Origin of the sequence: Cupriavidus sp. USMAA2-4 (genome assembly GCF_001854305.1) — a bacterium.
In the GTDB taxonomy this organism is placed as follows: domain Bacteria; phylum Pseudomonadota; class Gammaproteobacteria; order Burkholderiales; family Burkholderiaceae; genus Cupriavidus; species Cupriavidus malaysiensis.
Genome location: NZ_CP017748.1, coordinates 3,510,059 through 3,524,462 on the forward strand (window position 1 = coordinate 3,510,059; position 14,404 = coordinate 3,524,462).

8 protein-coding genes and 2 pseudogenes are annotated in these 14,404 nt (G+C 59.4%); 8 read left to right on the forward strand and 2 right to left on the reverse strand.

What is annotated here, in order from left to right; translation table 11 throughout:
• Positions 1 to 15 precede the first annotated feature (15 nt).
• The 8 genes and pseudogenes from BKK79_RS15570 to BKK79_RS15605 form a co-directional block, all read left to right on the forward strand.
• A complete protein-coding gene (locus BKK79_RS15570; RefSeq protein WP_071038002.1) occupies positions 16 to 1,905 on the forward strand; it encodes an ATP-binding protein in 1,890 nt (629 codons plus the stop codon).
• Positions 1,902 to 3,266 (forward strand): hypothetical protein, encoded by a 1,365-nt coding sequence (locus BKK79_RS15575; RefSeq protein WP_071038003.1) that lies wholly within the window; start codon positions 1,902 to 1,904, stop codon positions 3,264 to 3,266. The genes BKK79_RS15570 and BKK79_RS15575 overlap by 4 nt, the downstream gene beginning before the upstream one ends.
• Before the next feature lie 9 nt (positions 3,267 to 3,275).
• Complete coding sequence (locus tag BKK79_RS15580) at positions 3,276 to 3,545, forward strand: hypothetical protein (RefSeq protein ID WP_071038004.1); 270 nt, start codon at positions 3,276 to 3,278, stop codon at positions 3,543 to 3,545.
• Positions 3,546 to 3,638: 93 nt separating this feature from the next.
• Positions 3,639 to 5,171 carry an IS21-like element ISAav1 family transposase gene (gene istA / locus BKK79_RS15585; protein WP_016495558.1) on the forward strand — a complete coding sequence of 511 codons (1,533 nt, stop codon included), beginning with the start codon at positions 3,639 to 3,641 and terminating at the stop codon, positions 5,169 to 5,171.
• The gene (istB, locus tag BKK79_RS15590; protein ID WP_016495557.1) at positions 5,161 to 6,003 is read left to right on the forward strand and encodes an IS21-like element ISAav1 family helper ATPase IstB; all 843 of its coding nucleotides are present in this window, start codon (positions 5,161 to 5,163) and stop codon (positions 6,001 to 6,003) included. Before istA ends, istB begins: the two co-directional genes overlap by 11 nt.
• A 170-nt stretch (positions 6,004 to 6,173) precedes the next feature.
• Positions 6,174 to 6,593 (forward strand): annotated as a pseudogene (locus BKK79_RS15595) (IS21 family transposase); the annotation flags it as partial.
• Between the two features lie 145 nt (positions 6,594 to 6,738).
• Entirely contained in the window at positions 6,739 to 9,654 is a 2,916-nt protein-coding gene (locus BKK79_RS15600; protein WP_003049965.1) for a Tn3-like element IS1071 family transposase, read from the forward strand.
• Between the two features lie 143 nt (positions 9,655 to 9,797).
• Positions 9,798 to 10,037 (forward strand): annotated as a pseudogene (locus BKK79_RS15605) (Tn3 family transposase); the annotation flags it as partial.
• Between the two features lie 348 nt (positions 10,038 to 10,385).
• Here BKK79_RS15605 and BKK79_RS15610 read toward each other — a convergent pair.
• Complete coding sequence (locus BKK79_RS15610) at positions 10,386 to 13,040, reverse strand: excinuclease ABC subunit UvrA (RefSeq protein WP_071038006.1); 2,655 nt, start codon at positions 13,038 to 13,040, stop codon at positions 10,386 to 10,388.
• A 44-nt stretch (positions 13,041 to 13,084) separates the two neighbouring features.
• Positions 13,085 to 14,398, reverse strand: coding sequence for a replication-associated recombination protein A (locus BKK79_RS15615; RefSeq protein WP_071038007.1), 1,314 nt, complete (start codon positions 14,396 to 14,398; stop codon positions 13,085 to 13,087).
• Between the last annotated feature and the right edge of the window lie 6 nt (positions 14,399 to 14,404).

Here is a 14,404-nt window from a genome sequence, read left to right on the forward strand (position 1 = left end):
GCAAGGAAGACGGCAATGGATATTGAAACCGCTGGGGCCATCAGGCTGTTTTTCCCCAACCCATCATTGACCTTGGTTTATTTCGAGGCGCTAGCCAATGCGCTGGATGCGGGTGCGACCGATGTGTCCATCGATATTGATGTACAGGCATTTGACAAGCCAGACACACTGAAAATTACGGTATCAGACAACGGCGATGGATTCACGGACGAGAACTTTGAGCGCTTTAGAAAACTGCTAAGGCCAAGAGATAAGTTCCATAAAGGCATCGGCCGCCTGGTATTCCTCAACTACTTTAGCCGGGTAGAGGTCAACAGCACCCGCGACAAGTGGCGCAGGAGCTTTATCTTCAAAGATGGATTCGATGGCAATGCACCACTTGAAATCCTGAAAGATGAGCAGCCCGCCAAAACAGCTTTGGCCTTCAATGGCTTTGCAAAAGATCGCGTCAAGTCCTATGACGATTTGAAACCTGACGCACTCAAGCCACTCTTGATCGAGCAATTCCTGCCGACGCTGGATGCGCGCAAGCGCGACGGTACGGCATTCAAAATTTCGATCAACTTGAACACCAAAGAAAGCAACGTCCAAAAAGAGTTCTTCCCACACGAAACGGTCATTACAGCAGATGACTTGCCATCAATGACAAAAATCACGATCCAGGATGATTCTCTGGATGCGATTTCGGCTATTGATATGTACTACCACATTGAGTCTGTGGCGGGAAAAGGCAGCGCTCTAACGGCATTCAGCATCGACGGACGCACGATTCCGGCCAACCTGATACCTCCGGCATCATTTCCGGCGGGCTATCTATGTGTTTTTCTATTTGAATCTGAAATTTTCCACTCCAATGCCGATAGCTCGCGTCAGAAGTTGGTGTTGCCCGAAGGGGTTCAAGAGGCACGGCTCTTCCGAGTGCTGCGTCGTGAGCTTGGAAAAGTACTTGCTCAGAAAATTCCGCAGATCACCGAAAGAAACGGAAAAATAAAAGAAAAGTTCGAAGAGCAGTTTCCTCATTTGCTTGGATTTTTTGAAAACGATACCGTCGGCCTGATTGATCGGGACGATGCTCTAGCGATCGCCCAGCAACGATTCTTCCGGGTCCAAAAAGAGATCCTTCAGAGTGAGAAGTTGAGTGAGACTGCTTATGAAAAATCTATGGAGCTTTCTTCTCGGACTTTGACAGAGTACATCCTGTATCGCGACAAGATCATTGGCCGGATGAAGGAGATGACGGCCGATAATGCCGAGGCTGAGATACACAACCTGATCGTCCCGAGGTTTAAGGAGTTTTCCCAAGATACCTTGTCTACCGAGATTTACCAGAACAATGCTTGGTTGCTGGACGACAAGTTCATGGTTTTTCGCACGATACTGAGCGAGAAAAGTATGGATGCTGTCATCAATGCCATCCGCCTGGATGACGAAAGCGTGGGAGATACTGGCCGGCCAGACATTGCCATGATCTTCTCAGCCGATCCGAGTGACGCTGCGCCGGTCGATGTCGTGGTAGTTGAAATAAAGAAGAAGACCGACGAAGAAAAAGATAATTTTTATGCGGTAAATCAACTGCTTGATCGCGCTGGAAAACTGGTGGCTTACTGCCCGAATATCCAACGGGTTTGGTATTACGCAATCATGGATATCAATGACACCACTGCCTTTCGGCTGCGGCAATTCAAGTGGACGCCCTTTTTCTCCAAAGGCAAAGTCTACTATCAGGAATTCGAAACCCCACATCCCGATGGGAGAATCATTCCCACGCCAACGTTTGTGGTGTCCTTTGATGCGATTGTTGCGGATGCCGAGTGCAGAAATCACACATTCCTTGAGATTCTGCGTGATGGTATGAAGAAATATGCCGAACAGCACGCCACGGGTTCGGAAGGAGAGCCGCTATGAGCACCTTCGCGGCTCAAGGCCTGACGGACATAGATTCTCTGGCGCTGGTTGTGCGCGACCCCGAGTCAAAACGGCTGATTGGCGAGGCTCTGTCAGCTTATCGCGGCGGAGCGTTTCGTTCCGCCATCGTTTCCACATGGATCGCTGTCGACTACGACATCATCGCCAAGGCCAAGGAGTTGGCTGCGCATGGCGATGCCGCAGCCATCGCGTTCGTGCGGGAAGTCGAGCAAGCGATACAGAACAGCGATGTGAAAAAGATGCAGGCTATAGAGTCTGCTGTCCTGGCTACGGCAAATGAAAAGCTCCAACTATTCGCTCCACACGAGTTTGAAGATTTGAATCGTTTGCAGAGGGATCGGCACCTGTGCGCGCATCCTGCCTTTGCCACGGAAGACTCCCTGTTTCAGCCGACACCAGAACTGGTGCGGACCCACATCACCCATGCACTGAAGCACCTGCTGATCAACGCGCCGCTTCAAGGCAAGAGCGCGATTGAGCGGTTCCACACCGATCTGCTGAGTCCTTCTTTCCCCGTGGATGGCGACAGTATCGGCACATTCGTTCGCACCAAGTATCTTGACCGAGCGAAAGATGTGATGGTCGTCAACTTGATCAAGTCCCTGATGAGTGCACCTTTCGGCGCTGAGTCTGCCCAATATATCGGGCAACTTCGTCAAGTTGCCCGAACGCTGCGGGAAGTTGCCAAAGCTAAGACAGCAATTTACGACGTAACAGCTAGGGATCACATCGCACGTAAATTCGATGCGATTCCAGACGCACTGCTGCTCAGCATCAGCGCTTTTGTTGAGTGCGATTCCCGCGTTTGGGACTGGCTCGCGGAGCCGACCCGAATTAGATTTAAGCAGTTGCTTGGGATTGCCGATGCTGAAACCCTCAAAGCGCATTCTGCCTTCGAGGTGTTTGGCATTCCCGAACTGGCTAATATTCTGTTGGCACGATTCGATTCTTTTGAACAAGATGTTCAGATTGGAATTATTTCCCAAATTCCAAGGCGCGAGTTTATTTCGCAGGCCATCCGCATCTATGGTGAGTCTAGTGGCTGGCGAAGCGCAGAGCATCGTGGGCGAGCATTGATGATTCCACTTGCACATTTAATGGGTGTGGATGATGTGCGTTCCATGCTTGAAGCTGTGCAGGGGAATGGCCAAATATGGGGTGCAAGCGGAACATCTACGATCCTGGATGCCGTATTCGACGCCACACGAAATCTTCTGCCTGGGTCTCATCCTCATTGGCAAGCATTTATAGATGCTCGGATCGCTGATAGTAGGGATGCCTCCGATCACTATGCATATCCCTCGCTTCAACAGCGACTCAAAGCAATAGAAACAGAATAAGGCAAAAGTATGATGAGTGATTTTTTCCAAACAAATGACGCCTTGGCAGGCCCCGTCGAATGCCTCGGCCAGACCTTCGCCAGCGACGACGCACGCCGCACGCATTTTCTTGGGCTGCTGGCCGACAAGTTGAAAGACCCGGCATTCCGCAAGCAGGAAGGTTTCCCGCAGGGCTCGGACGAAGCCATCCTCGCCATGTCCGACCCGCCGTACTACACCGCCTGCCCGAATCCATGGCTGGCGGAGTTTGTGGCGCTGTTGAATCACGAGCAAAACTGAGCCACTAAAGGGCATCCGTCACGCCCAATTTTGAGCCACGTTATCCACCTACCCTGCTGTTTTTTGCAGCAGTGGGGTGCAGGAGTGATCAACGTGAGCACATTGAGCAAATTGCGCCGCATGGTCCACCGTGACCACCTGAGCGTGCGCGAAGCCAGCCGAAGGCTGGGCATCTCCCGCAATACAGCCGCCAAGTGGCTCGAGGCCGACGAGATGGTCGAGCCCCGCTACCCCAAGCGGGCCTCTCTTCCCAGCGTTCTCGATCCCTACAAGGAACAGCTGGCCACCTGGCTAAAGGCCGACAGCCACCGCAACAAGCGCGAGCGCCGTGGCATCAAGGCCATGTTCCGGGCACTGCAGGCCGTGGGCTACCCTGGCAGCCGAGGCCCGGTCTATGAGTTCGCCAAGCGCTGGCAGCAGGCACAGTCCGACGCGCCAACCCGAATGGCCTTCGTACCCATGAGTTTCGAGATGGGCGAGGCCTTCCAGTTCGACTGGAGCTGCGAGTACCTGTTCGTGGGCGGCCTGCGCAAACGCCTGGAGGCTTCGCACACCAAGCTGGCGGCCAGTCGGGCCTTCATGCTCACCGCCTATTTCAGCCAGGCCCACGAGATGTTGTTCGACGCCCATGCCCGAGCCTTTGCGGCTTTTGGTGGCGTGCCGCGCCGGGGCATCTACGACAACATGAAGACCGCCGTCGACAAGGTTGGTCAGGGCAAGAGCCGCACCGTCAATGCGCGCTTCGAGGCCATGACGGGTCACTACCTGTTCGAGCCAGAGTTCTGCAACCGCGCCGCTGGCTGGGAGAAGGGTATCGTCGAGAAGAACGTGCAGGATCGCCGTCGTGGCATCTGGATGGAGGCAGCGGAACGCCGCTGGCCCGACCTGGAGAGCCTCAATGCGTGGCTGCACCAGGCTTGCCTGGACGCCTGGCATGAGCTGCCTCACCCCGAGTGGCCAGAGCTGACGATCGCCGACGTCTGGCAGCAAGAGCAGACGCACCTGATGCCCAACCCTGCGCCATTTGATGGCTATGTCGAGCAGATGGCCAGGGTCACAGCCACCTCGCTGATCCACTACCAGCGCAATCGCTACAGCGTGCCATGCGAGTGGGCCCACACCAGTGTCAGCGTGCGGGCTTATCCCGATCGCCTGGTGGTGGTCGGTGCCAACTCGGAATCGCCAGAACAGCCGGTGAGCCTGCCGCGCAGCTTCGAGCGTGGCCAGACCTTGTACGACTGGCGGCACTACGTCAGCTTGCTCGAACGCAAGCCCGGCGCTTTGCGCAACGGCGCCCCCTTCAAGACCATGCCCGAGCCCTTGCAGCATCTGCAAGCGCACCTGCTTCGCCACCCTGGCGGCGACCGGGTGATGGCCCAGGTGCTCATGGCCATCACCCTGCACGGGCTCGATGACGTGCTGGTGGCCGTGGAGTTGGCGCTGCAATCGGGCCGCGTGAGCGCAGACCATGTGCTCAACGTGCTGGCCAGGCTCAAGGAGCCCCAAGCCGTGCAAAGCCTGCCTGAAGCAGCCTTGCCTTCACTGACGCTGCACGAGCCGCCTCAGGCCGACGTGTCGCGCTACGACAGCCTGCGCCAGTCCCAGGAGGATGACCATGTCCAATGACATCGCAGCAAGCCTCAAGGGCTTGAGCCTGCACGGCATGGCCAGTGCCTGGCCGGAACTGCTGGGCATCGCCCGGCTCAAATCGCTCGACCACGAAGCCCTGCTGCATCAGCTCATCAAGGCCGAGGGTGCACATCGGGAAGTGCGCTCCATGGCCTACCAGATGCGGGCGGCCCGATTCCCGCACCACCGCGACCTGGCTGGCTTTGCCTTTGATCAGGCGCAGGTGGACGAGGCGCTGGTGCGTCAGCTGCACGAGTTCAAGTTCATCGACTCAGCCCACAACGTGGTCTTCGTGGGCGGCCCTGGCACGGGCAAAACACACCTTGCCACAAGCCTGGGCGTTCATGCCATCCGTGCACATGGTAAGCGGGTGCGCTTCTTCTCGACCGTCGAGCTGGTCAATCTGCTGGAGGCCGAGAAAGCTCAAGGTAAGGCCGGGCAACTGGCACATCGGCTCATGTACGTGGATCTCGTCATCCTCGACGAGATGGGCTATTTGCCCTTCAGTCAAGCCGGTGGGGCCTTGCTGTTCCACCTGCTGTCCAAGCTGTACGAGCGCACCAGCGTGGTCGTCACCACCAACCTGTCGTTCTCGGAGTGGGCCAGCGTGTTCGGCGACGCCAAGATGACCACCGCGCTACTCGACCGACTCACCCATCACTGCCACATCGTCGAAACCGGCAACCAGAGCTGGCGCTTCAGGCACTCGACTGCACAACCGTCTTCGATCATCAGAGCCACACGAACCAAAACGGCCAAAGGAGCACCCCAGACAGATCACGCAGTAGACTTATCCACATCCGAACAGTCCATTTCTTCGTCAACTTAGTGGCTCAGTTTTGGACGTGACGCCTGGCTCAGTTTTGCTCGTGATTCAACATGTGTTGGCGCCGACCGAAAACTGAGCCACTTTTGAGGGTCGTGCCGACCGAAAACTGAGCCAGGTGAACAACCTACTCTGCTGTTTTTTTGTGCAGCAGAGGACAAGGAGTGATCACCATGGACATGATTGGCAGGATCCGGCATTTGCATGCCCGGAAGAACAAATCGGAGCGCGAGATATCTCGCATGACAGGGCTCTCGCGCAACACGGTGGCGAAGTGGCTGCACGGGGAGGTGGACGGCCCACCGAAGTACCGGCGCGGCGAACAACCCAACAAACTCACGGCGTTCCATGACGCGCTCAGGCTGGCCTTGAAGGCCGATGCACGTCGGCCCAAACACGAGCGGCGCACGGCCAAAGCGCTGTACGCCGAGATCAGGCGTGCGGGCTACGAGGGGGGTTACACGCGGGTGACCGACTTCATCCGGGCGTGGCGCCAGGGCGAAGGCCAGGGGTCTGCGGGCAACGCCTTTATGCCACTGGCCTTCGAACTGGGCGAGGCCTTCCAGTTCGACTGGAGCGAAGACGGCTTGCTGGGGGTCTCCTCGTTTTCAGTGCAATAAGTGACGGTACGCAAAGCTAGCACTGGCGCGGGGGTGGTCTGGGTAGACCGTTGATTTCATTGACTTTCCTGTTCGCTTTGTAAACGGGTATGGTGGCCTCCCACTTTTGAGGTTCACGATGCAGGGTTGGCACACAACGTTTTTGGGGATGCGTGGGCTCCCCCGCGATATCAGCGACTTCGAGATGAAGGCATTTTTCACCTTCGATGGTGCCGAGCGCGACGCAATCAATGCACGCCGAGGTGATTCCCACAAGCTTGGTCTGGCGCTCCATATTGGTTTCCTGCGCATGAGTGGGCGTTTGCTCGGTGCCTTTCGGGTAATTCCAGTAGCCTTGTGGCGCCACCTTGGCAACGAGCTTGGCATTGCAGCACCAGAAGTCGCCTCGCTGAGAGCCATGTATGAACGCGGGCGCACGCTATTCGATCACCAACAAGTAGCCTGCACGGTCCTTGGATTCCAGTGGATGAGCGAGCACCAGCGCCGCTCACTGGTACGTGAACTGCGCGACGAAGTGGCGCGCTGCGCCGACCGCGATCAGCTACTCGTGCGGGCGCGTCAATGGCTGTACAAGAACAAGCTGGTGATCGTGCACGAGCGGGCAATTCGGACACTGATTGCGGCGGCACTTGCCCAGCTTGAAGTTGAAACAGGCACCGCCATCGCCGCCAGCGTTGATCCAGCAACACTTGATCGCTGGCGAGCCTCAGTTTCAGAGCTGCGCCCAGATGGACAAACCCAGCAGAGTTGGCTATGGGCTGCACCGGCGAAACACTCAACCCGCCAAATCAGCGAGGTACTGGAGCGCATCGACCTGCTTTACACGCTGGACGTTCATAAGCACCTGGCAGACATCCCCGATCTCATCTTGCGCCGCTACGCGCGCCGACTTGTCTCCAGGCCGCCCTCAGCCGGAGCCAAGATCAAAGAGCCAGCGCGCACCGTGGAGGTCGCATGCTTTCTTCGGTATTGCCTGTTCACCACCACAGACCAGTTGATCCTTATGGTGCAGCGCCGGATCGCCGATCTGTGGCGTCAGGCTGCCGCCGATGTCCCCGCTACCGTCAATTGGGCCGCAATGTACAAAACGCTGCTCGGCGAACTTGTTGCCTTGAGCGCGCAAGGTGCGGTGCCAGATGCTGAGTTGCGTGCCCGTCTTGAAGCCTTGATCACCGAAACCCAGAAACGCAAACCACCGAGCAGGGCCTCCCTGGTCCGCGAGGGATTGATTGATGGAATTCGCCCCGTGCGGTCGTTGCTCGTCGCCATTGCAAAGCTGCCCTGGCAGGCCACCGGCGAGCATCCTGCCATCGAGTACCTTGCCAAGCTGCAAGCTTTATATCTCAAAGGATCCAGAAAGCTGCCAGTTGAAGTGGTGGCACCAAGTCTGGGAATGATCTGGCAGGTTTCGATCTCCAGCCCAGACCGGGAACGGGCGTTTCAGGCGTTGGAGGTGGCCACCCTGTTTGCCCTGCGCCGCGCGGTGCGCAATGGCTCGGTCTGGATTGAGCACAGCCTGAGCTTTCGGGGTCGTGCGCGCTTGTTCTTCACGGACGAGCGTTGGCAGGCAGAGTCCAAGAAACACTATGCCCGTCTATCGTTACCCAGCAAGGCTGCCACTTTCTTGAAGCCTTTGCTGGCCAGAGTAACTGCCGGTGTCGATGCGGTGGCCGCTGCAGCCCGCAGTGGCGTACTGCGCGTGGATGATGAACTCCATTTGTCGCCATTGCCCGCAGAGGACGAAGACCCAGAAGTGACCAAGCTGCGCGCGGCTTTGGATCACCGCATCGGTGAGGTTCAATTGCCGGAAGTGATTCTGGCCGTTGACGCCCAGGTGCGCTTTAGCTGGATCATGCTCGGACGTGAGCCGCGCTCTACCGACGAGCTGCTGATGGTCTATGCCGGCATCATGGCCCACGGCACCAGTCTGACTGCGGTCGAATGCGCGCGCATGATTCCGCAATTGTCTGCCACCAGCATTCGCCAGGCCATGCGCTGGGCGCGGGACGAACGGCGTCTGAGCCAGGCCTGCCAGGCTGTGCTGGAATTCATGCAGCGACACCCGATTGCCGCCACCTGGGGGCGGTCCGATTTGGCATCTTCTGACATGATGAGCATGGAGACCACCAAACGGGTGTGGCAAGCCCGGCTTGATCCTCGGCGCAACACACCTTCCATTGGAATCTACTCCCATGTAAAAGACCGGTGGGGCATCTTCCATGCGCAGCCCTTTGTGCTCAATGAGCGCCAGGCGGGCGTGGCCATTGAAGGTGTCATCCGCCAAGAAAAGCTGGAGACCAGCCAGCTTGCTGTGGATACCCATGGCTACACCGACTTTGCCATGTCACATGCCCGTTTGCTTGGTTTTGATCTTTGCCCGCGGTTGAAGGAACTCAAACAGCGCCACCTCTTTGTGCCACGCGGCACCAAAGTGCCCGCAGAAATCGCTGCGGTGTGCGAAGCCAATGTCGACGTCGCTTTGATCGAAAAGCATTGGGATAGTCTGGTGCACCTGGCAGCCTCGGTCATGAGCGGACATGCCAGTGCGGTGGCAGCTCTTGCGCGGTTCGGTTCTGCCGCCCAGGGCGATCCAATCTATGAGGCTGGCGTGCAATTGGGGCGGTTGCTGCGTACGGCGTTTTTGGCTGACTACTTTGTCAAGGACGCTTTCAGGAACGAGTTGCGCCGGGTGCTCAATCGGGGCGAGGCTGTTAACGCCCTCAAGCGCGCCATTTATACCGGCCGGATCAGCCCGGCGCAGGCCAAACGTGTCGATGAAATGCAGGCTGTGGCCGATGCGTTGAGCCTGATGGCCAACATCGTGATGGCGTGGAATACCTCACAGATGCAGGCGGTCCTGGATCGCTGGTCGAACCGCCGCCAGGTCATTCCACCGGAACTGATCGGGAAGATTGCGCCCACCAGGCTGGAGAGCATCAACTTGCGGGGTGTGTTTCGCTTCCCGGTTGACCGCTATGCTGACCAAATCCTGCCTTCGCGGCCAAATGCATCGATAACTGGCACCAATGGATGAAACCGACCACGGTTTGACGCCACGAATCGCAGATTTGAAAGTGAACAGGAAAGTCAATGAAATCAACGATCTACCAACACCACCTCCGCGCCAGTGCTAGCTTTTCGTACCGTCACTTATTGCACTGAAAACGAGGAGACCCCTACCGGGCTAGCGGCCTCAATCTGGTAACGGCTGCCGTCGTGTTGTGGAACACGGTCTATCTGGAACGGGCTGCGCACGCGCTGCGTGGCAACGGCCATGCCGTTGATGACGCGCTGTTGCAGTACCTGTCGCCGCTCGGTTGGGAGCACATCAACCTCACCGGCGATTACCTCTGGCGCAGCAGCGCCAAGATCGGCGCGGGCAAGTTCAGGCCGCTACGACCGCTGCAACCGGCTTAGCGTGCTTTATTTTCCGTTTTCTGAGGCGACCCCTCCCTGGGGCCAAGCCAGTACCCGTGCCAATGAGCACGCCTTATGTGAGGCCGCACCGTCCCCTGGCTACTTTGGCTATCCCCAGATGGGCAAGATTCAGTTTTTAGTGCGGATTCCGGTTGCATTGACCGCCTGTGCCGGTCGCGGCTGACCAGCCTGCTGGTCGTGACCGGCTTGGGATCGGCCAGAAGCTGGCGTCCGGTCGGTAGCAGTGAGCGGCAGGTCTAGGCTGAACTGAGTCATTCGGTTCTGGCCTGCCCAATTCCGCTCTGACCGACTTCGGACATGGACTGATCCCGTAGACAAAACCCAGCCTCACGTCCGGGCCCGCGTCAACTCCTGCGCGAGAAACGGCGCAGTCCGGCTGTCGGGCATTCGCGCCACCTGTCCCGGAGAACCGGCTATCACGATGCGGCCGCCGGCATCGCCTGCGCCCGGCCCCACATCAATCACCCAGTCGGCCTGGGCCACCGCACGCATGTCATGCTCGATCATCACCACGGTATTGCCGGCATCGACCAGGCGCTGCAACTGCACTAGCAGCCGGTCCGCATCCGATGCATGCAGACCGGTGGTCGGCTCGTCGAGCACGTACAGGTTGCGTCCGCGCTGACTGCGCTGAAGCTCGGTAGCCAGCTTAATGCGCTGCGCCTCACCACCGGAAAGCTCTGTGGCTGGTTGCCCCAGGCGAAGATAGCCCAGTCCGATATCACGCAGCAGTTGTAGTGTCCTTGCCACTGCGCCTTCATCCGTGAAGAATTCGCTGGCCTCGTCCACGGTCATCTGCAGCACTTCAGCGATATTGCGCCCGTGCCATTGCACCTTCAGCGTGGCCTGGTTGTAGCGTGCGCCATGGCATGTCGGGCACGGCGCGTACACGCTGGGCATGAACAGCAGTTCCACGCTGACGAAACCCTCGCCCTCGCAAGTTTCGCAGCGCCCCTTGGCAACATTGAATGAGAACCGTCCGGCGTCATAGCGTCGGCGTCGAGCATCGGGCGTGGCGGCGAACAGCTTGCGCACGTGGTCGAACAGGCCGGTGTAGGTAGCCAGGTTCGAGCGCGGCGTACGCCCAATCGGCTTCTGGTCCACTTGCACCAGGCGCTGAATGGCGTCCACGTCGCCCGCCAGACGACCGCCGGTCGCTTCGATTACGGCCGGCCCTTCGCTGGAGGCGTTTTCGGCCGCATCGTCTTCAGGCTCGTGGCCCAGGTGCAGCAGCATCAACTCCGGCAAGGCCTGCGCTACAAGGCTAGACTTGCCGGAGCCGGAGATGCCGGTGACGGCTGTCAGCACGCCCAGCGGAATCCGTGCATCCACACCATGCAGATTGTGGCGGTGGATGCCCTGTAGCTCCAGCCAGCTCGTCGCTTCGCGTGCCCGGCTCCCCGGCGCGGGGATCTCGTCGAACAGATATCGGGCGGTGCGCGATTCGGCAATCTTGCGCAGGCCATCCGGCTCGCCGCTGTAGAGCACGTGGCCGCCACGCTCTCCGGCATCCGGCCCGACATCCACCAGCCATTGCGCGCGGCGCATCAGGTCCAGATCGTGCTCCACCACGAACACCGAGTTGCCGGCGTCGCGCAGCCGGTCGAGCGCGTCGTACAGGGCTTGGCTGTCGGAGGGGTGAAGCCCCGCCGAGGGTTCGTCGAGGACATACACGACGCCAAACAGCAGGGAACTCAGCTGCGTGGCCAGCCGCAGGCGTTGCAATTCGCCAGCCGAAAGCGTCGGCGTGGCCCGGTCCAGCGTCAGGTAGCCTAGGCCCAGCCCGCGCAGCTGACGCAGTCGTGCCATCACGCCACCGGCCAAGCGCTGCGCGGCGAGACGCTTTTCTTCCGACAGCGCGGAGGTGCGGCGCACGTCGGGCGATACCGCATGCACGGCACGGCCGGAGGTCGCGCGTTCTGCACGGTCGCGCCGGGTTGCCTCTTTGTCCGTGGCCGCTCCCGCTGCATGGGCGCGGAAATCGCCCTGGGCGATGGGTTCGAGCAAGGCCGCCAGTCGGTCCAGCGGCATCTGCATGAACGCGCCGATGTCCACACCGGCGAAAGTGATCGACAGTGCCTCAGGCTTGAGCCGCTTGCCTTGGCACGTGGGGCACGGCTTGCCCTCCATGAACCGGGACACACGCTTTCTCATTAGCGCGCTCTGGGTGTTCGCGAAGGTGTGTAGCACATACCGACGGGCGCCGGTGAAGGTACCCATGTAGCTCGGCTCCATCTTGCGCTTGAGCGCGGCGCGGGTCTCAGCAGGTGTGAAGCCCGCGTACACCGGCACCGTCGGTGTTTCCTCGGTGAACAGAATCCAGTCACGATCCGTCTTCGGCAAGTCCTTCCACGGTCGGTCCACGTCGTAGCCCATACTGACCAGGATGTCGCGCAGGTTCTGCCCCTGCCAGGCGGGCGGCCACGAGGCAATCGCCCGCTCGCGGATGGTGAGCGATGGATCGGGCACCATGATGGCCTCGGTCACCTCGTACACATGACCCAGGCCGTGGCAGGTCGGACATGCCCCCTGCGGCGTGTTGGGGGAAAAATCCTCGGCGTACAGCATCGGCTGACCGGCCGGATAGGCTCCGGCGCGGGAATACATCATCCGGACCAGGCTGGACAATGTCGTGACGCTGCCCACAGAAGAACGCGCATTACTGGCTCCGCGCTGCTGCTGCAGCGCCACCGCTGGAGGCAGGCCGTCGATCGCATCGACATCGGGTACGCCGGCCTGGTCGATCAGGCGTCGTGCATAGGGAGCCACCGACTCGAAGTAGCGCCGCTGGGCTTCTGCATAGATGGTGCCGAAGGCCAGCGAGGACTTCCCGGAGCCGGACACACCCGAGAACACAACCAGCGCGTTGCGCGGGATGTCGACGTCCACGTCCTTGAGATTGTGCTCACGCGCTCCCCGCACCTGCACGAGGCCGCTGGCGGCGGCAGTACAAGAGGATTCACCGAAAGAAGGGTTGGGCATGTTCTTATCCTGTAGTTCATGAGCCGATTTCGGGGGGCGATCGGTCAAGATTCCGCCTCTGGCGGCATCTCATCGTCGAGCGAACGTAGCCAAGTGAGCCGTTCTCCCAGCTTGCGCTCAACGCCTCTGTCGGTTGGTTGATACCAACCCGGCCGCGCCACCCCTTCAGGAAAATAGGTTTGCCCAGCGGCATAGCCATTGGGCTCATCATGGGCGTAGCGGTAGCCTTCGCGATATCCCATCTGCTTCATCAGCTTCGTCGGCGCATTGCGAAGATGAAGTGGTACAGGCTGGGAGCCGCTGCGCTTGACGAACGCCTTGGCCTGGTCCCACGCGGCATATGCGGCATTCGACTTGGGGGCCAGAGCAAGGTAAGTCACCGCCTGGGCCAGCGGTATCTCGCCTTCGGGCGAGCCCAACCTGTCGTAGGCCAACGCGGCATTGAGTGCCAATTGCAGCGCCTGCGGGTCTGCATTGCCGATGTCTTCGCTGGCCATCACCACCATGCGACGGGTCACCTGACTCACATCACCGCTGCCATCGAGGATGCGAGCCAGCCAATACAGGGCCGCATCGGGGTCGGAACCCCGCAGCGATTTGTGAAATGCCGAGAGCTGCCAGTAGAACTCGTCGCCGCCCTTATCGAAGCGGCGCAGCGACGGACTGGTGGACAACCTGGTGAACTCGCCATCGACCAGAGGTTTGCCGGCGCCCGCCGCCGCATTTGTCACCTGCTCAAGCAGATTGAGGAAGCGCCTGCCATCGCCATCGGCGAAGCCCTTGAGCAAGTCCAGCGCGTCCGCATCCAACCTGATGCCCTGCAGATGCGGCAGTGCGCGTGCATAGAGCTGCTGCATCTCTTCGCCAGACAGCGGCTCCAGTGTGTAGACCTGAGCACGAGAGAGAAGGGCGGAATTGACAGCCAACCCCGGATGCTCCGTAGTCCCTCCCACCAGGGTAAGCAGACCCGACTCGACATGGGGTAACAACGCATCCTGCTGCGCCTTGTTGAAGCGATGGATTTCATCAACGAAAAGGACTGTAGAACGACCGTGGTTGTCCAGTTCAGCCTGGGCTTCGTCGATGGCTTGCCGAATGTCCTTCACCCCGGCCAGCACGGCGGAGATGGCGATGAAGCGGCTGTCGGTCACGCTGGCGGCTAGGCGGCCCAGGGTGGTCTTGCCCACGCCCGGTGGCCCCCAGAGGATGAACGAGTGCAGCTTGCACGACTCGAATGCGAGGCGCAGCGGCTTGCCGGGGCCAAGCAAGTGCCTTTGCCCGACGAATTCATCCAGCGTCTTGGGGCGCAGGAGTTCGGCCAAGGGAGGCTTGGGCTTTGTCGTGAATAGATCGGTCAAGTTCGT